Below are 19803 nucleotides of genomic sequence, written 5' to 3' on the forward strand. Positions count from 1 at the left end.
TGTGCCCTATCCTAAGGCCCGGCCTGGTGGCCGGGAGGCGCATGTTTGCCAAGCTAGCGGGGAGACTGCAGGAAGCCATAGACCGCCTAAGGGGCCGGGGCCGCATCAGCGAGGAGGACCTGAAGGCCACCCTCAGGGAGATCCGTCGGGCCCTGATGGACGCGGACGTGAACCTGGAGGTGGCCAGGGCCTTCGTGGAGAGCGTGCGGGAAAAGGCCCTGGGCCAGAAGGTCCTAGAGAGCCTTACCCCGGCGGAGGTGGTCCTGGCCACGGTCTACGAGGCCCTAAAGGAGGCCTTGGGCGGCGAGCCCCGTTTCCCTACCCTGAAGGACCGTAACCTCTGGTTCCTGGTGGGTTTGCAGGGCTCGGGTAAGACCACCACCGCCGCCAAGCTGGCCCTCTTCTACAAGGGCAAGGGGCGCAGGCCCCTCCTGGTGGCCGCCGACACCCAGCGCCCCGCGGCCCGGGAGCAGCTTCGCATCCTGGGGGAGAGGATCGGGGTGCCCGTCCTGGAGGTTCAGGACGGGGAAAGCCCCGAGTCCATCCGCCGCCGGGTGGAGGAAAAGGCCAGGCAGGAGGTTCGCGACCTGATCCTGGTGGACACCGCCGGGCGTCTGCAGATTGACGAGCCCCTCATGGCGGAGCTGGCCCGCCTCAAGGAGGTCTTGGGCCCCGACGAGGTGCTGCTGGTCCTGGACGCCATGACCGGCCAAGAGGCCCTGGGGGTGGCCCAGGCTTTTGACCAGAAGGTGGGGGTCACGGGCCTCATCCTCACCAAGCTGGACGGGGATGCCCGGGGTGGGGCCGCCCTTTCCGCCCGGCACGTGACGGGGAAGCCCATCTACTTCGCCGGGGTTTCCGAGCGCCCCGAGGGTCTGGAGCCCTTCTATCCGGACCGGCTGGCGAGCCGTATCCTGGGCATGGGGGACGTGGCCACCCTGGCGGAGAAGGTGAGGGCGGCGGGCCTCGAGGCCGAAGCCCCTAAGTCCGCCAAGGAGCTCACCCTGGAGGACTTCCTGAAACAGATGCAAAACCTCAAGCGCCTCGGTTCCTTCTCGGAGGTGCTCTCCATGCTCCCTGGGGTGGGGAAGGCCTTGCCCGCAGGGGTTCAGGTGGACGATAAGGCCATTAGGCGCCTGGAGGCCATCGTCCTTTCCATGACCCCCGAGGAGCGGAAGGACCCCCGCATCCTAAACGCCTCCCGGCGCAAGCGCATCGCCAGGGGAAGCGGCACCAGCGTGCAGGAGATCAACCGGTTCATCAAGGCCTTTGAGGAGACCAAGGCCCTAATGAAGTCCCTGGAGAAGAACAAGGGCCGGGGACTCATGGGAATGTTCAGGAGGTAAGGGAGAATGGTCAAGATCCGTCTTTCTCGTTTCGGCTCCAAGCATAACCCCCACTACCGCATCGTGGTGGCCGATAGCCGCAAGAAGCGCGACGGGGCGTACATTGAAAAGATAGGCTACTACGATCCCCGGAAGACCACCCCGGAGTGGCTTAAGGTGGACGTGGAGAGGGCCAGGTACTGGCTCTCCGTGGGCGCTCAACCCACGGACACCGCACGTAGGCTTCTCCGGCAGGCGGGGGTTTTCCGGCAGGACCAGCCCGCTTAGCCCTTCGCCCAGCTGGGGCCCCAGGTATAGCCAGGGCTCGGGGCCAAGGGGGTGAAGGGGGAGGCCAGGCGCCGGCAGGGTTTTCCCTCCGGCGTTTTCCCATTAGGATTAGGGCATGAAGGACCTGGTGGAATACCTGGCCAAGAGCGTGGTGGACCAGCCGGAGCGGGTCCGGGTGCAGGAAAGGCGCACCCGCGAGGGGCCGGTGTACATGGTGGAGGTGGCCCCTGAGGACAAGGGCCGGCTTATCGGCAAGCAGGGCCGGGTGATTGAGTCCATCCGCACCCTGGTACGGGCCTACGCCAAGCGCAAGGTGGGGGTGGAGGTGCGCTAGGACTAGACCCCTTCTTCCTCAGCGTGGGCGCAGGCAAGGGGATTTTGGCATAATAGGGGTATGCGCCTGGTGGAGATAGGCCGGTTTGGGGCGCCCTATGCCCTTCAAGGAGGGCTTAAGTTCCGGGGTGAGCCCGTGGTGGCCCACCTGGAGCGGGTCTATGTGGAAGGGCATGGCTGGCGGGCGCTGGAGGACCTCTACCAGGTGGGGGATGAGCTGGTGGTCCACCTGGTGGGGGTGCGAAGCCGGGAGCTGGCGGAGCCCTTGGTGGGCCTCAGGGTGTACGCCGAGGTTTCGGAACTTCCCCCTTTGGCGGCGGGGCAGTACTACTACTTTGCCCTCATGGGCCTGCCGGTGTTCGTGGAGGGGGTTCAGGTGGGCGAGGTGGTGGACATCCTGGACGCTGGGGCCCAGGACGTCTTGATCATCCGCGGGGTGGGGGAGAGGCTTCGCGACCAAAGGGAGTTCCTGGTACCCTTGCAGGCCCCTTACGTGCGGGTGGAGGCGGAAGGGATCCACGTGGAGCCCATCCCCGGGCTTTTTGAGTGAATGCGCTACAGCATCCTTACCCTTTTCCCTGGGCTCATCCTTCCTTGGCTTTCGGAATCCCTGATCAAAAGGGCCAGGGAGCGGGGGCTCATCAGGGTGGAGGTGGTGGACCTAAGGGCCTTTGGCCTGGGCCGCCACCGCACCGTGGACGATACCCCTTATGGCGGCGGAGCGGGGATGGTGATCCGTCCTGATGTGGCGGTGGCGGCTTTGGAGACGGTGCTCCCTGCGGACGAGGTGATCCTCCTCTCCCCGGCGGGGGAGCCCTTCACGCAAAAGGTGGCGGAGGAGCTGGCCGAGAAGGAGCACCTGGTCCTTCTTTCCGGGCGTTACGAGGGGTTTGACGCCCGGGTGGAGGCCTTTGTGACCCGTTCCCTATCCATGGGGGACTATGTGCTCATGGGGGGGGAGGTGGCGGCCTTGGCGGTGTTGGAGGCCACGGCTCGGCTTCTTCCCGGGGTGATCGGGGATCCGGAAAGCCACCGCAAGGACTCCTTTGTAGGGGGGCTTTTGGACTACCCCCACTACACCCGTCCGCCGGAGTTCCGCGGGCTAAAGGTACCCCAGGTCCTCCTTTCCGGGAACCACCAGGAGGTGGAGCGCTGGCGCCGGCGGGAGGCCTTGCGGAAAACCCTGGCCCTGCGCCCCGAGCTTCTTAGGGAGGCGAGGCTTGGGCCCCTCGAGGCCCAGTGGCTTGCAGAAGCGGACCGGGAGGGCTAGACTAGAGGCTGTTGCCCATGAACCCCTAAGGGTTCCTCTGGGGTAGGAGGATTGGGATGAACCGAGGAGCTCTTCTTAAAGTGGTGGAGGCCAAGTATACCCGCACCGACCTGCCCGAGTTCCGGCCTGGCGACACCGTACGGGTGGCCTACCGGGTAAAGGAAGGCAACCGCACCCGGGTGCAGAACTTTGAGGGCATCGTCATCAAGATCAAGCGCAACGGCTACAACACCAGCTTCACCGTGCGCAAGGTGAGCTACGGGGTAGGGGTGGAGCGCATCTTCCCCCTGAACTCCCCCCTCATTGAGCGGATTGAGATCGTCCAGCGGGGCCGGGCCCGGCGGGCCAAGCTTTACTTCATCCGTGAGCTTTCCGAGAGGGAGATCCGCCGTAAGCTCCGCGCCGACCGCAAGCGCATCGGCCAGGACCAGGAGATGGCCAAGGCCGCCAAGGAGGCAGCCATCGCCGAGGCCGCCGAGGCACCCGCCCAAGGGGAGTCCAGCGCCGAGTAGCCGTTATCCCGTGCTGGGGGGCGGGGAATCCCGCCCTCCGGCTTTGGTCAGGAACCCCAGGGCTCTGGCCCTGGCCAAGGCCTCCACCCGGTTCCGGGCCAGGAGCTTGCCATAGAGGCTTTCCAGGTGGTCTTTCACCGTATCCGGGGAAAGGCCTAAGGCCTTGGCTATCTCCTTCACGGAAAGCCCGTGGGCCAGAAGGCCCAGCACCTCTTCCTCCCTGGGGGTCAGGACGGGGAGGTCAGGGGGGGTGAGGATTTCCTCCCCCCGGGCTACGCGCAGGAGGCGCCTTTTCAGCTCGGGGGCGGACAGCTCCTTGGAAAAGTAGGCGTCGGCCCCGGCCAGATAGGCCTCCCGTACCAAAGCGGGCTCCTGGTAGGTGGTGAGAAGGGCGATAAGGCCTTGGTATCCCGCGTGGCGTAGTTTCCGGGTGCACTCTAACCCGTCCAATGCGGGCATCCTGAGGTCCAGGAGCACGGCTTCTGGCCTTAGGGCCAGGGTCTTGTCCAGGGCTTCTTGTCCGTCCTGGGCCTCGGCCACCACCACAAGGCCTTCCCCCTCGAGGCCCGCCCTAAGCCCCAGGCGGAAGAGGGGGTGGTCATCGGCGATCAGGACGCGGAGGCTAGGTTCTGGAGTCCCCATTCCTGCCCTTAGCATAGGCCCGCCCCTGGGCGGATGGGGCCAAAGCCTATACTGAGGCTATGCCATTAACCCTGAACGAACTGGCAAGCCTTTCTGGCCGGGCGTCGGAGGCGGTGCTTCGCGAGGAGGTGGAGGAAACCGGTTTAGTCCCCGAGGTTATCCTGGATGGGCTTCGGGAGCGCCTGGGCGTCATGCGGGATTCCATCCGCAGGGGTCTGGCCTCGGATGCCCCCAGCGTGGCGGGGATGGTGGGTTGGAACGCCAAGACCTTGTGGGAGGCCCCCGATCCCTTGCGGGACCCCCTCTTGAAACGGGTCCAGGCCTACGCCATGGCGGTCAATGAGGAGAACGCCCGCATGGGCCGGATTGTGGCCGCACCCACAGCGGGTAGCGCCGGGACCCTGCCGGGGGCTCTTCTGGGGGTGGCGGATCACCTGGGTATCCCCGACGAAGCCCTTCTCATGCCCATGGTCCTGGCCGCCGGCGTGGCCAAGATCATCAACCGCCAGATCTACATCGCGGGGGCCAGCGGGGGGTGCCAGGCGGAGATCGGTTCCTCGGCCGCCATGGCGGCCGCCGCCGTTACCGAGCTCCTCGGAGGGAGCCCCGAGGCTTGTGCCCACGCGGCCGCTTTAGCCCTGCAGAACACCCTGGGCCTGGTTTGCGACCCCGTGGGGGGGTTTGTGGAGGTCCCCTGTGTGATGCGCAATGGGTTTTATGCGGTCCATGCGGTGAGCGCTGCCTCCATGGCCCTTGCGGGCATCAGGAGCGTGATCCCTCCCGATGAGGTGATCCTGGCCATGGCGGGCATCGGCCGTCTCCTGCCCTTGGAGCTAAAGGAAACGGGCCTTGGGGGCTTGGCGGACACCCCCACGGGGCGTCGGCTTGCCGCCCAGGCCCTAGGGCAGGCTTCCGAGGATTGAGCCCGGCCACCCTGGGGCGCCAAGGGGCAGGATGGGGCTACTCCTCGCCTTTGGCCACCGGCACCCCCACCAGGTTGCCCCACTCTGTCCAGGAGCCATCGTAGTTCTTCACGTGCGGATAGCCCAGAAGGTACTTGAGGACAAACCAGGAGTGGCTGGAGCGCTCGGCGATGCGGCAGTAGACCACCACGTCCTTGTCCGGGGTGATCCCCAGGGGCTGGTACAGGGCCTCTAGTTCCTCTACGGTCTTAAAGGTGCCATCGGGGTTTACCGCCTTGGCCCAGGGGATGTTTTTGGCACCCGGGATGTGGCCGGCCCGTAGGGCCCCTTCCTGGGGATAACCGGGCATGTGGGTGAGCTCTCCCCGGTATTCCTCGGGGCTGCGCACATCCACCAAAGCGCCCTTGCCCTCCTTCACCTTGAGGATATGCTTGAGCACCTGGTCCCGGTAGGCGCGGATGGACTCATCCCTATAGGGGACGCGGTAGTGGCCTTTTGCGAAGGTGGGCACCTCGGTGGTGAGGGGGCGGCCCTCCTCCACCCATTTCTGGCGTCCCCCGTTCATCAGGCGCACGTCCTGGTGGCCGTTGTACTTGAGGAACCAGAAGGCATAGGCGGCCCACCAGTTGTTCTTGTCCCCGTAGAGGATCACCGTGGTGTCGTTGGAGATGCCAAGCCTTTCCATGAGGTTAGCAAACCCCTCTTCATCCACGAAATCCCGCACCACGGGGTCCCAGAAGTCCCTCTGCCAGTCCACTTTCTGGGCGTTGGGGATGTGGCCGGTGTCGTAGAGGAGGATGTCCTCGTCCACCTCGAGGATCCGAACCTGTGGGTCCTGCAGGCGCTCCTGAACCCATTCCGTGCTTACCAGTACCTCAGGATGGGCATACCCCATACCGCACCTCCCAGGCCAACATACCCCTGAGCGTGAAGTAATAAAGGAAACGAGCCCACATTTGGCAACAGGGCCTTGCCATGGGGGTGGGCGTCTGGTATAAAGGTACCTGCGGGGAGTAGCCGCCCCCAGTGGGGGCCAGCCGATCGTCAGTACGGGAGCCTTCCCCGGTCGGCTGGGGCGCCTGAAGGCGCATGGCGAGACCACCTACGGGTGGCCTCGGTTTTTTGCTACTCTCCGTAAGGAGGTGCACGGGAATGGACATGTTGGCGCTTTTGCTCATGGTGCTGGTCTTCGTGGCCAGCATGGTGATACAAGGAGGGTTGCAGGCTACGTTTGCCCGCTTTAGCCGGGTGGCCAATAGCCGTGGCCTCACGGGGGCCCAGGTGGCCCGGGCCATCCTGGATGCCCATGGCCTCACCCACGTGCGGGTGGAGCCGGTGCCGGGGGCTCTCACCGACCATTACGACCCCCACGCCAAGGCGGTGCGGCTTTCCGAGCCCAACTACGCCTCGCCCAGCCTAGCCGCCCTGGCGGTGGCGGCCCACGAGGTGGGGCATGCGGTGCAGGATGCCCAGGGGTATGCTTGGCTGCGGGTAAGGGCCAGCCTGCTGCCGGCCGCCAGCCTGGGTTCCAACCTGGGGCCTTGGCTGGTGATCCTGGGGCTTATGGTGGGGGCGATCGGTTTGGCCAAGCTGGGCCTCTACCTCTTCCTGGCGGTAGCCCTTTTCCAGCTGGTCACCCTGCCGGTGGAGTTTGACGCCTCGAGGCGGGCCTTGGAGTTCCTAAGGCGCATGGGCTTTCTTTCCCAACAGGAGATGGCCCCCGCCCGCCAGGTGTTGACCTGGGCAGCCCTTACCTATGTGGCGGCCCTAGCCAGCTCCTTGGCCACCCTTCTTTACTACGCCAGCCTCCTCATGGGCCGCCGGGAGGAGTAGATGCCCCTTCTCCTTTGCCCCAACTGCCAGGTGGGCATGCGGGAGGTGGCAAGACGGGGGGTCCTGTTGGACGTATGCCCCCAGTGCGGGGGTGTTTGGCTGGACAAGGGGGAGCTGGAGAAACTCCTGGCCGAGGCCCGGGAAGTGGAGCGTTCCTACGAGGAGGAAAGGGAGGTCTACTACCGCAAGGAAGGGAAACCCTACCGGAAAAAGAAGGGGTTTCTGGAGATCTTTGACCTCTTTGACTGAGGGCATGCACCCTGAAAGCCCCCGGGAGACCCCGGGGGCTTTTTCGGGGATGGGCTACTCCGCCTTCTTGAGGCGGAGGTACCAGCGCCTGTACTCGGCGTACTCGGTTTTTCTGGCTTCGTCGGCCTTAAGCTCCTCCAAGGTGGCCGGAGGCTTGACGATGGCGGCCTCCCCGGGTTGCCAGTCGGCAGGGGTGTTCAGGCCGGTGCGGTCGGTGAACTGGAGAGCCCGGATGAAGCGCAGAATCTCGTCAATGTTCCGACCCGTGGTGAGGGGGTAATACAGCATGCCCCGGAGGATACCGTTGGGGTCAATGATGAACACCGCCCGCACCGCAGCGGTTTCGCTGGCGGCGGGGTGGATCATGCCATAGAGCTTGGACACCTTCATGTCCAGGTCGGCGATGACCGGGAAGTTAATCTGGACCCCGGACATCTCCTCCAGGTCCTTCAGCCAGGCCAGGTGGGCGTAGATGGAGTCAATGGAAAGGCCTACCAGCTGAACGCCCAGCTCCTCAAACTCCTTTTGCCGCTTGGCGAAGGCCAGAAACTCCGTGGAGCACACCGGGGTAAAGTCGGCGGGGTGGCTGAAGAGCACCACCCATTTGCCCTTGAGGTCGGATAGCCGAAGCTCCCCAGCCGTGGTCTTGGCCACGAAGTCCGGCGCAGGTTCGTCTAGACGGGGAAGGGTAACGGTCTCTTCCATACCAGACCTCCTCGGCTGATGTGCCAGCCGCAGGACACTATACCTTAAAGGGGTATCAGATGCAAGTGATTTGCGTTAGCGGTTATCCCCTGAGCCCCCGATCCTTCCCCGCTCCAAGCGGGAGCGGAGCTTAGCCAGATTGCCTTGGGCAACCTCCTCCAAGCTCACCCCCAGGTCGGTGGCCAGCTGGGCCACATACCAAAGCACGTCCCCAAGCTCAGCCAGGAGATCCTCCCGAGCGTCCGGGCCGAGGGTTCCCCCGCGGTCTCTAAGCACCTTCTTTACCTTGTTGGCCAGTTCCCCTGCTTCGCCCACCAGGCCCAAGGTGGGGTACAGGATCCGGTAGGCCTCGGGGTAAAGGGCGGTCTTCTTGGCCTCCTGCTGGTACTCATTCAGGGTCATGGGCCACCTCCTTGCGGATGGAGTAGACCCGGCTCACGCCTCCTTGGGCGGTGACCCCGTAGAGGGCGTGGCAGGCCTCCATGGTGCGCTTTTGATGGGTGATGAGGATGAACTGCTGCCCCGATTGCAGGAACCGGGTGAAGCGGGCCAGGTTGGCGTCATCCAAGGCGGCGTCCACTTCGTCCAGTACCGCCAGGGGCAGACCCCCTTGGAGGTCCCCCAGGGAGAACAGAAAGGCCAAGGCGCCCAGGGTTTTTTCTCCCAGGGAAAGGAGGCGGAGGTCCTGGGTGCGTTTGCCTGCGGGAACCAGCGCCAGCTTCAGGCCCCGGCCCTCCCGCCGCACCTCGGCCTGGGCTCCCAGGAGGGCAGAAGCATTGCGCCGGAAGGCTTCCTGGAACACGGCGAAGCTTTCCCGCAAGCGCTCAGCGTATTCCCTTTCCACGGCCTTGGCCTCCGCCTCGAGGCGGTGCAGGGCTTCCAGGGCTTCTTGGACCTCCTCCTCCTGGGCTCCAAGGCGGGCTTCCAGCTGGACGAGTTCCCTTTCCGCCAGGGCGTTCACCGGTCCTAAACGGGCCCGCTCCCGTTCTAGCTGGGCCAGCTTGGCCTGCAGGGCCTTGGGGGTACCGGGGATCCTTTCCACGGGAGGCAAAGCGGCCCGCTCCCGCAAAAGCTCCTCCAGGAGGGCTTCCCGGCGGGCCAGGAGGAGGCTTAGGTTTTCCCGCTCGGCCAAAAGGGCGTTGGCCCGGGTGAGGGCCCGGGTTTCCCGTTCCTGAAGCGCTCGCCTTTCCTCCCGTAAGGCCACCAGCTGGCCCTCTAGGGCTTGCATCTCGGCCAGGAGGGGTTCGGTGGCGGCCAGTTGGGCCTTCAGCTCCTCCATTCGCAGCTGGAGGCGGCGCACCTCCTGTTGCGCCTCTTCCCAGGCTTTCTGGGCTTGGGAAAGAAGCTGCCAGCGTTCGTGGGCCTCGGCCTGGGCCAAGGCTTCCTCCAGCTTTCTTAGCTCCTCCTCCAGGACCTGGAGCTGGGTTTCCTCCCAGGGGTCTTGGGGAGGCGGGGGGGGCTCTGGGGGCGGGGGTAGGGGGGAGGCGAGGGAACGCTGGAGGGTGGCCACCTGGGCCCGGAGTTCCTCCAGGTGCTGGTAGGAGGCCAAGGGGGCCAAGGCCTCCTCCAGGGCCCGGACCTTTTGCCGGAGGAGCTCTTCTTCGGCCTCGAGGTCCTCCAGGCGCCGTCTTAGGAGGAGGGTCTCCCCTCCTCCCCTTGGCCTTCCCCCGGTGAGGGCCCCCAGGCGTTCCAGCACCTCTCCTTCTACGGTGACCAGCCGTTCCCTGCCCCCCGCTTTACGGTAGGCGAGGGCGGTATCCAGGTCCCTGAAGACCAGGGTGTCCCCGAAAAGGGTGAGGAGGACTTCCTCTTCGTGGGGTACCCCGAGCCGCAGCCGGGCCAGCCGGAAAGCGGGTCCCAGGAGGCCAGGGGCCGGCTGGGGTGAAGGGGGAGGTGGGGGGGAAAGAAGGCTTAAGGGTAAGAAGGTGGCCCGGCCCCCTTCCCGCTTAAGGAAGGCGATGGCGGCTTTGGCGGCTTCCTCATCCTGGGTAAGCACCCATTGGAGCCGGGGGCCCAGGGCCACCTCCAGGGCCAGCTCCAGCCCAGGTTCGGGCCTCACCAGGTCGGCCACCACCCCCAGGACCCCGGGAAGCCTGCGCACCTTTCTGGGGCCTTCTTGCAGGTCGCTTCCCGCCTGCAACAGGCGCCTGAGGCGCTCGGCCTCCCGCTGGGCGGCCTGGGCTTGGGCCTTGAGCTCGGCCAGCCTTGCCTCCAGCTGTCTTCTTTGGGCTGTCTGGGCCTCCAGGACCCTCAGGGCCTCCTGCTTGCGGCCAAGTTCCTCCTCCAGACGTTGCCGCCGGGCAAGGGCCTCCGCATAGGCCTTTTGCCTCTCCTCGTAGCGGGCCCGTTCGCTCAGATAGCGGCGCAGGGCCTCTTCGTGGCGGCGCTTTTCCTCCTTTAGCTGCTTTTCCCGGGCCCGCAGGACCTTGAGGCGCTGGCGGAGTCCTTCCGCCGGTACGGGGGGAGGGGGAACGGGGGGACCGGGGTCAGGCGGCGGGGGGCGGTCCAAGGTCTTTTGCAGCCGGGAAAGCTCTCTTAGCTCGCGCTCCCAGCCCTCCCGTTCCTTGAGGCGAAGGCGCACCGCCTCCAGTTCCTGGCGCAAGGCCTCCTCCTTCTTGCCTAGGGTTTGGCGGTGGGCCTCGAGCCCTGCCCGTTCCTCCTTTAGGGTTTCCTCTTCCTGGGCTAGGGCTTCAAGCCTTTCCTGGGCCCTTTGCATCTCCTTCTGGGCTTCCTCTATCCGGGCCTCGAGGAGGCTTGCCTTCAGCGCCAGAACCTGGAGGTCCAGCTCCCGGGCCCTTTGCGCGGTTGCCGCTTCCCTTCTTAGCCCTTCCGCCCGGGCCTGGAGTTCCTCTAGCCCAAGCCTTCGCTGCTCCAAGAGGTCCCAGGCTTCCCGAAGGCGTTCTTCCGTGGCCCGGGCCGCCTCCGCCACGGGCCTAAGTCCTGAGGCCTCCTCCAGATGGCCAAGGAGCACCTCTTCCGGGGCCTCCAGAAGGGCGGCCACCTCCCCTTGGCCCACGATGGCATACCCTCCGCGGCCCAGGCCGGTGCCGGCCAGGTGCAGGGCCAAGGCCTTGGCGCTCACGGGCCGGCCATTCACCCGGAACACGGAGCGCTCCCCCTCTATCCGCCTTTCCACCACCAGGCGCTCCCGGCCCCGGGAAAGCTCTAGGCGCACCTCCGCCATACCCTGGGGAGGGCGGCCATCGCTGCCGTGAAAGAGGAAGGCCTTAAGTTCCTGTCCCCTTAGCTCGTGGGCCCGGGCCCCGGTCACGAAGCGCAGGGCCTCCACCAGGTTGCTTTTGCCCGACCCATTGGGCCCGATGATGCCGGTGATGGGGTCAGGAAAGTCCAAAGCGGTGCGCTCCGCAAAGGACTTGAACCCCTGGAGGAGCAAGCGGTCAATGCGCCAGGCTTCCTTTTCCCTCATGGCAGGCGATAAGGTTGGCTTAGGTCTAAATGGGCCAGCCCCGGCTTAGGCTCCCCCTCCACCAGGAAGCGCACCTCCTGGGCCTGGGGGAAGGTGGTAAGGAGGGTGTAGGCCAGGCTGTAGAGGCGTAGGGCTTCCTGGCTGACATCCAGACCCAGGGGGAAATCGGCGGGAAGATCCACCACGAGAACCTGGGCCATCCGGTAGAGGCCCCGGGGTTTAGGGGCCTGCAAGGCCTCGGCCCAGGCGGCCAGAGCTTTGTTCTCCGGCGTATCCCCCGGGGCCAGCTCCAGGGTGCGGGTTTCCTTGCGGAGGCCTTGAGGGGGATTGGGAAGGTAAAGGATGATGGGCAGGCTGCTTGCGGCCAGGGTCTCCTCCGAGGGCAAGGGCAGGGCGGAGGCAGCCTGGTGCCCTGGGCTTTGCCAGTAGACCAGAGCCCCCAGGGCGAAGAAGGCAAGGCCAAGGAGGTTCCAGAAGGTCAAGAGTCGGCGCATGGTTACTCCAAGTAGGTGCGGATGGCCTGGGCGATGGCCTCCGCCACCTGGTTGCGGGCCTCAGGAGTCTTGAGCCGCTCCACCCCCACCTCCAGGAGTACCCCTGCCCCGGGGATGTCCGTGAGGGCGTAGGGACCCTCGGCCCGGGCCAGCACGAGGCCCAGGGCAGAGAAGGCCTTTTCCAAGGCCACGGCCAGGCGCCGCGGGTCACCGGCATAGACCTTCAACAAGGCGGCTTGCTCCGCTGGGGCCGTGGCCAGGAGGGCCTCGGCGTTCCGGGCAAGGGGAGAGGTGCGGGCCTTGGGGAGGTAGAGGTTCACGGCGCTGCCCTGGGTCACGTGCAGGGAAACCATCACCGAGGCGGTTTGCGCCTGGGCCAAGCGGGCCTCGAGGGGCACGTACTGGTCGGTTTGCCGGGTGAGTCTGGCGTTGGCCAGGCGGGAGGCTACCCTCTTGGCCAGATCCAGGGTGAGGTCCTTTTCCCAGAAGCCCCCCGCCGAGATACCCCGGTCCTGCCCCCCGTGTCCCGGGTCCAGGAGCACCGTGGGCCTGGGTCTAGCCAGGGAACCCCACTCCAGGACCACCTGGCCCCCGCCGGGGTAGTAGAGCCGGGCGGGCGGGCTTTCCAGGGCCAGGCGCAGGCCCTGGGCCTCCTGGCTCAGGCCCGCCCCTTCTCCCTGGGCCAGGAGGAAGAGGACGCTGTTGCCCTCCACCAGGGCGTTCACCTCCCGGGAGAAGCGCAGCAAAAGGCGGGCTGGCCCGCGTTCCACCGAAAGAAGCTTAGCCCAGGGAAGCCGGAGCAGGATACCTTCCTGGGCCCGGTATTCCAGGCCCAAGGCCTCGCCTAGGGGCCGTAGGGGGACAAGGACCTCCTGCCCCCGTTTCCAGGCCGCCCCCCGGGCGGCCGCCTGGGCCTCGTTGGCCACCAGGGGGAAGGCCTTGTAGCGGCTTCCCAGGCCCAGGGCCACCTGGCCTTCCCCTTGCCACAGGGCAAGTCCCAGGCCCCGGGCTATAAGGCCCACTTCCCCGTAGGCCAAGCCCCGCCCCCCGGGATACCAGGCCTGGCCCACCTCCCCCCCCACCAGGAGGGGCCTTGGCGCCTGGGCCAGGGCGAGAAGGAGGAACAAGGCCAGCGCCAGGAACCTCATAGCTCCTCCAGGGCGCGGCGCACGGCCCGCTTCTTGTCGTCTTCCTTCCTTTGATAGGCCTTTTTCCCCCGGGCCAAACCCAGGAGCACCTTGGCGTAGCCCCGTTCGTTGAAGTAAATCTTAAGGGGTACCAGGGTGAGACCCTTTTGCTCCACCTTGCCCCTTAACCGGTTGAGCTCGTGGCGGTGAAGAAGGAGCTTCCGCTTTCTCCTGGGGTCCACGTTGGTGTAGGATCCCTTTTCGTAGGGGGCGATGTAGAGGTTTTCCAGGTAAAGCTCACCGTTTTCAAACTTGGCGAAGCTCCCGGTAAAATCCACCTTACCGGCGCGCAGGGACTTGACCTCGGTTCCCTTGAGGACCAGCCCTGCCTCGTAGGTTTCCAGGATCTCGTAGTCGTGCCGCGCCCGGCGGTTCTCCAGCACGAAGGCCATCTTACCAAAGGCGGTAGGCTTCCGGCCGCCGGTGGCGGAGGATGGGGTAGCGGGCGCGGTACTCCTCCAGGAAGGCAAAGTCTAGGTCCACCAGCAGAACCCCCTCCTCATGCCTTAGGCCCAGGAGGCGCCCATCAGGGGCCACCGCCAGGGAGGGGCTTCCCGTGTCCGCACGGTTGGCCAGGAGCAGATAGGCCTGGTTCTCCGCAGCCCGGGCCCGGGCCAGGACCGAGAGAAGCTCTTGGTACTCCCCGGGCCAGGCCGAGCCCACCAGAAAGCCCTCGGCGCCCATCAGGGCATAACTGCGAAACAGCTCGGGAAAGTCCAGATCGTAGCAAAGGGCAAGCCCGAACCGTTTGCCGCGAAACTCCCAGATCACGGGGCCTTCCCCGGGCGCAATCCCCTCATCCCCCTCCTCGTCCGACGCCAGGTAGGGATGCACCTTATCGTAAAAGGGACCCTGGGGGAAGATGCCAAGCCGGTTCCTGGGGCCAGGGGCCAGGAAGCCTGCGAGCACCGGTATCCGGTTTTCCTCAGCCAGGGCCTTAAGGGCTTGGGGAAGGGTGTCTTCCCCTTGCTTCCCCAGGACCAGCTCGGGAAGGAGGAGGGCCAAGGCCCCCTCCCCTTGCGCCCTTTCTAATAGGGGTAGGAGGGCCTGGAGCAACTCGGAAACGCTAGGCCTTTTGCCCAGGTGGGCTAGGGCTACCCGCACGCTAGCGCTTTCCCAGGAGTTTCCAGGCGGAGGGCAAGAGGAGGGCAGCCAGGACCGCCTTCACCAGGTCCCCGGGGATGAAGGGGAAGAGCCCCATGGCCAGAAGTGCACCGGTTCCGGCGAACTTTCCTGCCCCCATGAGCCAGGCGGCAAGCCAGGGAAGCCCCACCAGGTAGAGGAGGGCGTTGCCCGCCAGCATGGCCAGTAGGGTACCCAGGAAGCTGCGGTCTAGGCCGAACCGCTCCACCAAAAGACCCACGAGCCCCGCTGCCAAGGGGAAGGCCAACAGGAACCCTCCGGTGGGGCCCAGAATCTTGGCCAGGCCGCCCGTGCCCCCCGCGAAGACGGGTAGCCTCATGGCGCCCTCCGCCACATAGGCGAGAAGGGCTAGGAATCCCAGGCGGCTACCCAGGGCCGCGCCCACCAGAAGAATCGCCAGGGTCTGGCCGGTGATGGGCACGGGGGTGAAGGGCAAAGGGATGCTGATCCTGGCGGCCAGGGCCACGAGGAGGCTACCCGCCAGGATTAGGGTGAGGTCGCGAGCCAGGCTACGGTTTGGCCAAAGGATCTTAACCAAGGGGGTATAGGGAAGAACCTCGGTTTTCCACATAGCTACCTCCGGGACCACCTGGGTGGCCGTCAACCATGCTAGGGTTTTGGGGTTTACGGGTCAAGGCTGGGGGTTCGCTTAAGCCAAGTGCCGGGAATCACTTATGGAAAAGCCGCTATACTAAAGCCATAGCTCTTTACCCCGCCGGCACAGCAGGGGGGCAGGAGCCACGCTAGGAGGTAAGCTATGAAGGTAGGCATCAACGGATTCGGCAGAATCGGCCGCCAGGTGTTCCGTATTCTTCATGGGCGGGGCGTGGAGGTGGCCCTCATCAACGACCTGACCGACAACAAGACCCTAGCCCATCTCTTGAAGTACGATTCCATCTACCACCGCTTCCCTGGGGAGGTGGGGTACGACGACGAGAACATTTACGTGAACGGCAAGCCCATCCGGGCCACGGCCATAAAGGATCCCAAGGAGCTTCCTTGGGGGAGCCTGGGTGTGGACGTGGTCATTGAGTCCACGGGGGTGTTCACCGATGCCGACAAGGCCAAGGCCCACCTCGAGGCGGGAGCCAAGAAGGTGATCATCACCGCCCCGGCTAAGGGCGAGGACATCACCATCGTCATGGGGGTGAATCACGAGCAGTACGATCCCGCCAGGCACCACATCATTTCCAATGCCTCCTGCACCACCAACTCCCTGGCCCCCGTGATGAAGGTGCTGGAAGAGGCCTTCGGCGTGGAAAAGGCCCTCATGACCACCGTCCACTCCTACACCAACGACCAGCGGGTTCTGGACCTGCCCCATAAGGACCTGCGTCGGGCGCGGGCGGCGGCTATCAACATCATCCCCACCACCACCGGGGCGGCCAAGGCCACGGCCTTGGTGCTTCCTTCCTTGAAGGGCCGGTTTGACGGGAGCGCCCTCAGGGTGCCCACGGCCACGGGGAGCATCTCCGACATCACCGCGGTGCTCAGGCGGGAGGTGACCGCTGAGGAGGTGAACGCTGCCCTCAAGGCGGCGGCCGAAGGTGCCTTGAAGGGCATTTTGGCCTACACCGAGGACGAGATCGTCCTTCAGGATATCGTGATGGACCCTCACTCCTCCATCGTGGACGGCAAGCTCACCAAGGCCCTGGGCAACCTGGTCAAGGTCTTTGCCTGGTACGACAACGAGTGGGGCTATTCCAACCGGGTGGCGGATCTGGTGGAGCTGGTGCTAAAGAAGGGGGTCTAGATGCGCACGTTACAGGATCTGGATGCCCGGAGCAAGCGCATCCTGGTGCGGGTGGACTACAACGTGCCCATCAAGGAGGGGGCGGTGCAGGACGATACCCGCATCCAAGAAAGCCTTCCCACCCTGCGCCACCTTCTGGAACAAGGGGCCTCCCTGGTGCTTCTTTCCCACCTGGGTCGGCCCAAGGGGGTGGACCCCAAGTACTCCCTGGCCCCGGTGGCGGAGGCCTTAGGCCGGTATCTAACCGGTGTCCGTTTCGTGCCCCACAGCCCCGGTTCCGACCAGGCGCATCAGGCGGTAGAGGCCCTGGCCCCGGGTGAGGTGGCCCTTTTGGAAAACGTGCGCTTTGAACCGGGGGAGGAGAAGAACGACCCCGAGCTTGCCGCCCGTTATGCCCGGCTGGGGGAGGCTTTTGTCCTGGATGCCTTCGGGAGCGCCCACCGGGCCCACGCCAGCGTGGTGGGGGTGGCCAGGCTTCTTCCTTCCTTTGCCGGTTTCCTCATGGAAAGGGAGGTGAAGGCTCTTTCCCGCCTCCTCAGGAATCCGGAAAAGCCCTATGCGGTGGTCATCGGTGGGGCCAAGGTCTCCGACAAGATCGGGGTGATTGAGAACCTCCTGCCCCGCATAGACCGCCTTTTCATCGGCGGGGCCATGGCCTTCACCTTCATCAAGGCCATGGGTGGTGAGGTGGGGAAGAGCCTGGTGGAGGAAGACCGCCTGGACTTGGCGAGGGACCTCTTGAGGAGGGCGGAGTCCTTGGGGGTGAAGGTGTACCTCCCCGTGGATGTGGTGGCGGCGGAGCGGATTGAGGCGGGGGTGGAAACCCGCACCTTTCCCGCCGATGCCATTCCGGTGCCCTTTATGGGCCTAGACATCGGTCCCCAGACCCAGGAGGCTTTCGCCGAGGCCCTCAAGGGATCCAAGACGGTTTTTTGGAACGGTCCCATGGGGGTCTTTGAGGTACCGCCCTTTGACCAGGGCACCCTGGCGGTGGGCCGGGCACTGGCGGCCTTGGAGGGGGCCTTCACCGTGGTGGGGGGCGGGGACTCGGTGGCGGCGGTGAACCGTCTGGGCCTCAAGGAGCGCTTCAGCCACGTCTCCACCGGGGGTGGGGCGAGCCTGGAGTACTTGGAAAAGGGCACCCTTCCGGGGATTGAGGTCCTAGAGTAAAGAGGCTGGTTCCGGCCCCGCCCTCGCGGGCGGGGTTTTCCTATAGGATGGCGGCATGCGCAGGGTCTTGGTGGCAGGAAACTGGAAGATGCATAAGGTGCCCTCGGAGGCCCGGGTGTGGTTTGCCGAGCTCAAGAGGCTTTTACCCCCCTTGCAGTCCGAGGCGGCGGTGTTGCCGGCCTTTCCCATGTTGCCTTTGGCCAAGGAGGTGTTTTCCGGAAGCCAGGTGGCCTATGGGGCCCAGGATGTCTCCCCCCACCGGGAAGGGGCCTACACGGGGGAGGTTTCCGCCCGGATGCTCTCCGACCTAGGGTGCCGCTACGCCATCGTGGGGCATTCGGAAAGGCGGCGCTACCATGGGGAAAGCGACTCTCTGGTGGCGGAGAAGGCCAAAAGGCTTTTGGAAGAGGGGATTACCCCCATCCTCTGCGTAGGGGAACCCTTGGAGGTAAGGGAAAGGGGGGAGGCGGTGCCCTATACCCTGGCCCAGCTGAGGGGGAGCCTCGAGGGGGTCAACCCCCCGGGTCCCGAGGCCCTGGTCATCGCCTACGAGCCGGTTTGGGCCATCGGCACCGGGCGGAACGCCACCCCCGAGGATGCCGAGGCCATGCACCAGGCCATCCGCCAGGCCCTGGCTGAGCTCTACGGAAGGGCGTTTGCGGATCGGGTCCGCATCCTGTATGGGGGCAGCGTCAACCCCAACAACTTCGCCGATCTCCTTTCCATGCCCAACGTGGACGGGGGGCTGGTGGGCGGGGCCAGCCTGGAGCTGGAAAGCTTCCTGAGCCTTCTCAGGATCGCCGGTTGAGGCGCAAAGGGCTTTGGGCTACCCTTATACCTATGCGGCTCCACCCCCGCACCCAGGCGGCCCGGGAAAGCATCTTCCCCAAGATGAGCCAGCTGGCGGCCAGACTCCAGGCGGTGAACCTGGGCCAGGGCTTTCCCTCGAGCCCTCCGCCCGCCTTCCTGCGGGAAGCGGTGCAAAGGGCCCTGGGCCGCTTTGACCAATACGCCCCTCCTGCGGGCCTTCCCCAGCTTAGGGAGGCCTTGGCGGAGGAGTTTGCGGTGGAACCCGAGTCCGTGGTGGTCACCTCGGGGGCCACGGAGGCCCTATATGTGCTCCTGCAAAGCCTGGTGGGTCCGGGGGATGAGGTGGTGGTGCTGGAGCCCTTTTTTGATGTCTACCTCCCCCATGCTTTCCTGGCCGGGGCCGAGGCCAGGCTGGTGCGCCTGCCCCTGGAGGAGGGGGGATTCCGGCTGGATCTAGGGGCCCTGGAGGCGGCCATCACCCCCCGTACCCGGCTTCTCCTTCTCAATACCCCCATGAACCCCACGGGCCTGGTCTTCCGGGAAGAGCTTAAGGCGGTGGCGGACCTGGCCCGGAGGCACCAGCTCTTTCTGGTTTCCGACGAGGTCTACGACGAGCTCTATTTCGGGGAAAGGCCACCCCGGTTACGGGACTTGGCCCCCGAGCGCACCTTCACCGTGGGCAGTGCGGGGAAGCGCCTCGAGGCCACCGGCTACCGGGTGGGCTGGATCGTGGGGCCCCAGGAGTTCATGCCCACCCTGGCAGGGATGCGGCAGTGGACCAGCTTCTCGGCACCCAGCCCTCTGCAGGCGGGGGTGGCGGAGGCCTTGAGGGTGGCCCGAAAGGAGGGGTTCTACGAGGCCTTGCGGGAGAGCTATCGGAAGAGGCGGGATCTGCTCCTTGATGGGCTTAGGTCCTTAGGCCTAAAGGCCCTTGAGCCTGAGGGCACCTACTTCCTTATGGCCGAGCTTCCCGGTTGGGATGCCTTCCAGCTTGTGCAAGTGGCCAGGGTAGCTGTGATCCCCGCCAGCGCCTTCTACCGGGAGGATCCACCCCCATGGCTTTTTCGCTTCGCCTTTTGCAAGGGCGAGAATGAGATCGCCCTAGCTCTGGAGCGCTTAGCTCCTGTGGTAAACTCCCCGGCGTGAAGCCCAAGGTAATCCGATACTTGGATAAGGGGGAGTTTCCCATAGGCGAGGGGGAAGCCTTGGCCCTTTACCGGGCCATGCGCCGGGCCCGGTTTTTTGACGAGAAGGCCCTTCTCCTTCAGCGCCAAGGACGGCTTGGGGTCTATGCCCCCTTCATGGGACAGGAGGCGGCGCAGGTTGGGGTGGCCTTGGCCCTAGGGGAGAAGGACTTTGTGGTGCCCAGTTACCGGGAGTCCGCCATGCTCTTAGCCCGCGGCCTCCCCATCCATACCTTGCTCCTCTATTGGCGAGCCCATCCCGCAGGCTGGCGGTTTCCCCAAGGGGTGCGGGCGGTGAACCCCTACATCCCCATCGCCACCCAGATACCCCAGGCGGTGGGCCTGGCCCTGGCGGGCCGGTACCGGGGGGAGGACTGGGTGGTGGCCACCTCCATCGGGGACGGGGGGACCAGCGAGGGGGATTTCCACGAAGGCCTGAACTTCGCGGCGGTCTTCGGCGCCCCGGTGGTCTTTCTGGTCCAGAACAACGGCTATGCCATCAGCGTGCCCCGAAGCCGGCAGATGCGGGTGGACTATATCGCCCGCCGGGCCGAG

At 65.5% G+C, this 19803-nt stretch carries 24 protein-coding genes; 14 read left to right on the forward strand and 10 right to left on the reverse strand.

The genetic code is table 11. The annotated features are described in order from the left end of the window. Positions 1-41: 41 nt before the first annotated feature. From ffh to rplS, 6 genes are all read left to right on the forward strand, one after another. Positions 42-1346 carry a signal recognition particle protein gene (gene ffh, locus Q0693_RS03410; protein ID WP_298629216.1) on the forward strand — a complete coding sequence of 435 codons (1305 nt, stop codon included), beginning with the start codon at positions 42-44 and terminating at the stop codon, positions 1344-1346. Positions 1347-1352: 6 nt separating this feature from the next. Beyond that, positions 1353-1613, forward strand: coding sequence for a 30S ribosomal protein S16 (gene rpsP / locus Q0693_RS03415; RefSeq protein WP_243030297.1), 261 nt, complete (start codon positions 1353-1355; stop codon positions 1611-1613). A 115-nt stretch (positions 1614-1728) separates the two neighbouring features. Continuing rightward, on the forward strand, positions 1729-1947 hold the full coding sequence (locus Q0693_RS03420) for a KH domain-containing protein (protein WP_243030298.1): 219 nt from the start codon (positions 1729-1731) through the stop codon (positions 1945-1947). Positions 1948-2007: 60 nt separating this feature from the next. Next, entirely contained in the window at positions 2008-2496 is a 489-nt protein-coding gene (gene rimM / locus Q0693_RS03425) for a ribosome maturation factor RimM (protein WP_243030299.1), read from the forward strand. Then, positions 2497-3216: a tRNA (guanosine(37)-N1)-methyltransferase TrmD gene (gene trmD, locus Q0693_RS03430; RefSeq protein WP_298629219.1), complete on the forward strand. Its 720-nt coding sequence runs from the start codon at positions 2497-2499 to the stop codon at positions 3214-3216. It begins immediately after the preceding gene. Between the two features lie 56 nt (positions 3217-3272). Then, positions 3273-3728 carry a 50S ribosomal protein L19 gene (gene rplS, locus Q0693_RS03435; protein WP_243030300.1) on the forward strand — a complete coding sequence of 152 codons (456 nt, stop codon included), beginning with the start codon at positions 3273-3275 and terminating at the stop codon, positions 3726-3728. 3 nt (positions 3729-3731) lie between these two features. Here the strand turns inward: rplS and Q0693_RS03440 are convergent, their stop codons facing one another. Beyond that, positions 3732-4385 (reverse strand): response regulator transcription factor, encoded by a 654-nt coding sequence (locus Q0693_RS03440; RefSeq protein ID WP_298629221.1) that lies wholly within the window; start codon positions 4383-4385, stop codon positions 3732-3734. Between the two features lie 44 nt (positions 4386-4429). Between Q0693_RS03440 and sdaAA the strand changes: the two genes are divergently transcribed. Then, positions 4430-5293: an L-serine ammonia-lyase, iron-sulfur-dependent, subunit alpha gene (gene sdaAA, locus Q0693_RS03445; protein ID WP_298629222.1), complete on the forward strand. Its 864-nt coding sequence runs from the start codon at positions 4430-4432 to the stop codon at positions 5291-5293. 37 nt (positions 5294-5330) lie between these two features. Here sdaAA and Q0693_RS03450 read toward each other — a convergent pair whose 3' ends face one another. Then, the gene (locus Q0693_RS03450) at positions 5331-6188 is read right to left on the reverse strand and encodes a sulfurtransferase (RefSeq protein WP_243030303.1); all 858 of its coding nucleotides are present in this window, start codon (positions 6186-6188) and stop codon (positions 5331-5333) included. A 257-nt stretch (positions 6189-6445) separates the two neighbouring features. Here Q0693_RS03450 and Q0693_RS03455 point away from each other — a divergent pair, with 257 nt between their 5' ends. Together Q0693_RS03455 and Q0693_RS03460 are read left to right on the forward strand one after the other, a co-directional pair. Beyond that, the gene (locus tag Q0693_RS03455) at positions 6446-7126 is read left to right on the forward strand and encodes a zinc metallopeptidase (protein ID WP_243030304.1); all 681 of its coding nucleotides are present in this window, start codon (positions 6446-6448) and stop codon (positions 7124-7126) included. Next, a complete protein-coding gene (locus Q0693_RS03460) occupies positions 7127-7375 on the forward strand; it encodes a zf-TFIIB domain-containing protein (protein WP_298629226.1) in 249 nt (82 codons plus the stop codon). It begins immediately after the preceding gene. Between the two features lie 54 nt (positions 7376-7429). Here Q0693_RS03460 and Q0693_RS03465 read toward each other — a convergent pair whose 3' ends face one another. The 8 genes from Q0693_RS03465 to Q0693_RS03500 form a co-directional block, all read right to left on the reverse strand. Beyond that, positions 7430-8080, reverse strand: coding sequence for a peroxiredoxin (locus tag Q0693_RS03465; RefSeq protein ID WP_298629228.1), 651 nt, complete (start codon positions 8078-8080; stop codon positions 7430-7432). A 75-nt stretch (positions 8081-8155) separates the two neighbouring features. Further along, complete coding sequence (locus tag Q0693_RS03470; protein WP_243030307.1) at positions 8156-8482, reverse strand: nucleoside triphosphate pyrophosphohydrolase family protein; 327 nt, start codon at positions 8480-8482, stop codon at positions 8156-8158. After that, positions 8469-11507, reverse strand: coding sequence for a chromosome segregation SMC family protein (locus Q0693_RS03475; RefSeq protein ID WP_298629229.1), 3039 nt, complete (start codon positions 11505-11507; stop codon positions 8469-8471). The genes Q0693_RS03470 and Q0693_RS03475 overlap by 14 nt, the downstream gene beginning before the upstream one ends. Next, positions 11504-12001, reverse strand: a complete 498-nt coding sequence (locus tag Q0693_RS03480) for a GerMN domain-containing protein (protein WP_298629231.1) — start codon at positions 11999-12001, stop codon at positions 11504-11506. The genes Q0693_RS03475 and Q0693_RS03480 overlap by 4 nt, the downstream gene beginning before the upstream one ends. Before the next feature lie 2 nt (positions 12002-12003). After that, on the reverse strand, positions 12004-13149 hold the full coding sequence (locus Q0693_RS03485) for an N-acetylmuramoyl-L-alanine amidase (protein WP_298629233.1): 1146 nt from the start codon (positions 13147-13149) through the stop codon (positions 12004-12006). Next, positions 13146-13580, reverse strand: coding sequence for an SsrA-binding protein SmpB (smpB, locus tag Q0693_RS03490; RefSeq protein ID WP_105317862.1), 435 nt, complete (start codon positions 13578-13580; stop codon positions 13146-13148). Before smpB ends, Q0693_RS03485 begins: the two co-directional genes overlap by 4 nt. A 1-nt stretch (position 13581) precedes the next feature. Further along, positions 13582-14292, reverse strand: coding sequence for a carbon-nitrogen hydrolase family protein (locus Q0693_RS03495; protein ID WP_243030311.1), 711 nt, complete (start codon positions 14290-14292; stop codon positions 13582-13584). Between the two features lies 1 nt (position 14293). Next, positions 14294-14902 (reverse strand): biotin transporter BioY, encoded by a 609-nt coding sequence (locus tag Q0693_RS03500; protein WP_298629239.1) that lies wholly within the window; start codon positions 14900-14902, stop codon positions 14294-14296. 186 nt (positions 14903-15088) lie between these two features. On the opposite strand from Q0693_RS03500, the gene gap reads away from it, so the two are divergent. The 5 genes from gap to Q0693_RS03525 form a co-directional block, all read left to right on the forward strand. After that, entirely contained in the window at positions 15089-16084 is a 996-nt protein-coding gene (gap, locus tag Q0693_RS03505) for a type I glyceraldehyde-3-phosphate dehydrogenase (RefSeq protein WP_243030313.1), read from the forward strand. Then, positions 16085-17254, forward strand: coding sequence for a phosphoglycerate kinase (locus tag Q0693_RS03510; RefSeq protein ID WP_243030314.1), 1170 nt, complete (start codon positions 16085-16087; stop codon positions 17252-17254). 55 nt (positions 17255-17309) lie between these two features. Further along, positions 17310-18062 (forward strand): triose-phosphate isomerase, encoded by a 753-nt coding sequence (tpiA, locus tag Q0693_RS03515; protein WP_298629242.1) that lies wholly within the window; start codon positions 17310-17312, stop codon positions 18060-18062. Between the two features lie 32 nt (positions 18063-18094). After that, positions 18095-19210 carry an aminotransferase class I/II-fold pyridoxal phosphate-dependent enzyme gene (locus Q0693_RS03520; RefSeq protein ID WP_298629244.1) on the forward strand — a complete coding sequence of 372 codons (1116 nt, stop codon included), beginning with the start codon at positions 18095-18097 and terminating at the stop codon, positions 19208-19210. Then, on the forward strand, positions 19207-19803 hold a 597-nt coding region (locus tag Q0693_RS03525), incomplete at its 3' end, for a thiamine pyrophosphate-dependent enzyme (RefSeq protein WP_298629246.1). The genes Q0693_RS03520 and Q0693_RS03525, both read left to right, overlap by 4 nt.

This window comes from uncultured Thermus sp. (assembly GCF_938010445.1).
In the GTDB taxonomy this organism is placed as follows: domain Bacteria; phylum Deinococcota; class Deinococci; order Deinococcales; family Thermaceae; genus Thermus; species Thermus altitudinis.

Bases quoted from the DNA above. Each gene is read 5' to 3' on its own strand.
- ffh (WP_298629216.1), top strand. From the start codon at position 42: ATGTTTGCCAAGCTAGCGGGGAGACTGCAGGAAGCCATAGACCGCCTA.
- rpsP (WP_243030297.1), top strand. From the start codon at position 1,353: ATGGTCAAGATCCGTCTTTCTCGTTTCGGCTCCAAGCATAACCCCCAC.
- Q0693_RS03420 (WP_243030298.1), top strand. From the start codon at position 1,729: ATGAAGGACCTGGTGGAATACCTGGCCAAGAGCGTGGTGGACCAGCCG.
- rimM (WP_243030299.1), top strand. From the start codon at position 2,008: ATGCGCCTGGTGGAGATAGGCCGGTTTGGGGCGCCCTATGCCCTTCAA.
- trmD (WP_298629219.1), top strand. From the start codon at position 2,497: ATGCGCTACAGCATCCTTACCCTTTTCCCTGGGCTCATCCTTCCTTGG.
- rplS (WP_243030300.1), top strand. From the start codon at position 3,273: ATGAACCGAGGAGCTCTTCTTAAAGTGGTGGAGGCCAAGTATACCCGC.
- Q0693_RS03440 (WP_298629221.1), bottom strand. From the start codon at position 4,385: ATGCTAAGGGCAGGAATGGGGACTCCAGAACCTAGCCTCCGCGTCCTG.
- sdaAA (WP_298629222.1), top strand. From the start codon at position 4,430: ATGCCATTAACCCTGAACGAACTGGCAAGCCTTTCTGGCCGGGCGTCG.
- Q0693_RS03450 (WP_243030303.1), bottom strand. From the start codon at position 6,188: ATGGGGTATGCCCATCCTGAGGTACTGGTAAGCACGGAATGGGTTCAG.
- Q0693_RS03455 (WP_243030304.1), top strand. From the start codon at position 6,446: ATGGACATGTTGGCGCTTTTGCTCATGGTGCTGGTCTTCGTGGCCAGC.
- Q0693_RS03460 (WP_298629226.1), top strand. From the start codon at position 7,127: ATGCCCCTTCTCCTTTGCCCCAACTGCCAGGTGGGCATGCGGGAGGTG.
- Q0693_RS03465 (WP_298629228.1), bottom strand. From the start codon at position 8,080: ATGGAAGAGACCGTTACCCTTCCCCGTCTAGACGAACCTGCGCCGGAC.
- Q0693_RS03470 (WP_243030307.1), bottom strand. From the start codon at position 8,482: ATGACCCTGAATGAGTACCAGCAGGAGGCCAAGAAGACCGCCCTTTAC.
- Q0693_RS03475 (WP_298629229.1), bottom strand. From the start codon at position 11,507: ATGAGGGAAAAGGAAGCCTGGCGCATTGACCGCTTGCTCCTCCAGGGG.
- Q0693_RS03480 (WP_298629231.1), bottom strand. From the start codon at position 12,001: ATGCGCCGACTCTTGACCTTCTGGAACCTCCTTGGCCTTGCCTTCTTC.
- Q0693_RS03485 (WP_298629233.1), bottom strand. From the start codon at position 13,149: ATGAGGTTCCTGGCGCTGGCCTTGTTCCTCCTTCTCGCCCTGGCCCAG.
- smpB (WP_105317862.1), bottom strand. From the start codon at position 13,580: ATGGCCTTCGTGCTGGAGAACCGCCGGGCGCGGCACGACTACGAGATC.
- Q0693_RS03500 (WP_298629239.1), bottom strand. From the start codon at position 14,902: ATGTGGAAAACCGAGGTTCTTCCCTATACCCCCTTGGTTAAGATCCTT.
- gap (WP_243030313.1), top strand. From the start codon at position 15,089: ATGAAGGTAGGCATCAACGGATTCGGCAGAATCGGCCGCCAGGTGTTC.
- Q0693_RS03510 (WP_243030314.1), top strand. From the start codon at position 16,085: ATGCGCACGTTACAGGATCTGGATGCCCGGAGCAAGCGCATCCTGGTG.
- tpiA (WP_298629242.1), top strand. From the start codon at position 17,310: ATGCGCAGGGTCTTGGTGGCAGGAAACTGGAAGATGCATAAGGTGCCC.
- Q0693_RS03520 (WP_298629244.1), top strand. From the start codon at position 18,095: ATGCGGCTCCACCCCCGCACCCAGGCGGCCCGGGAAAGCATCTTCCCC.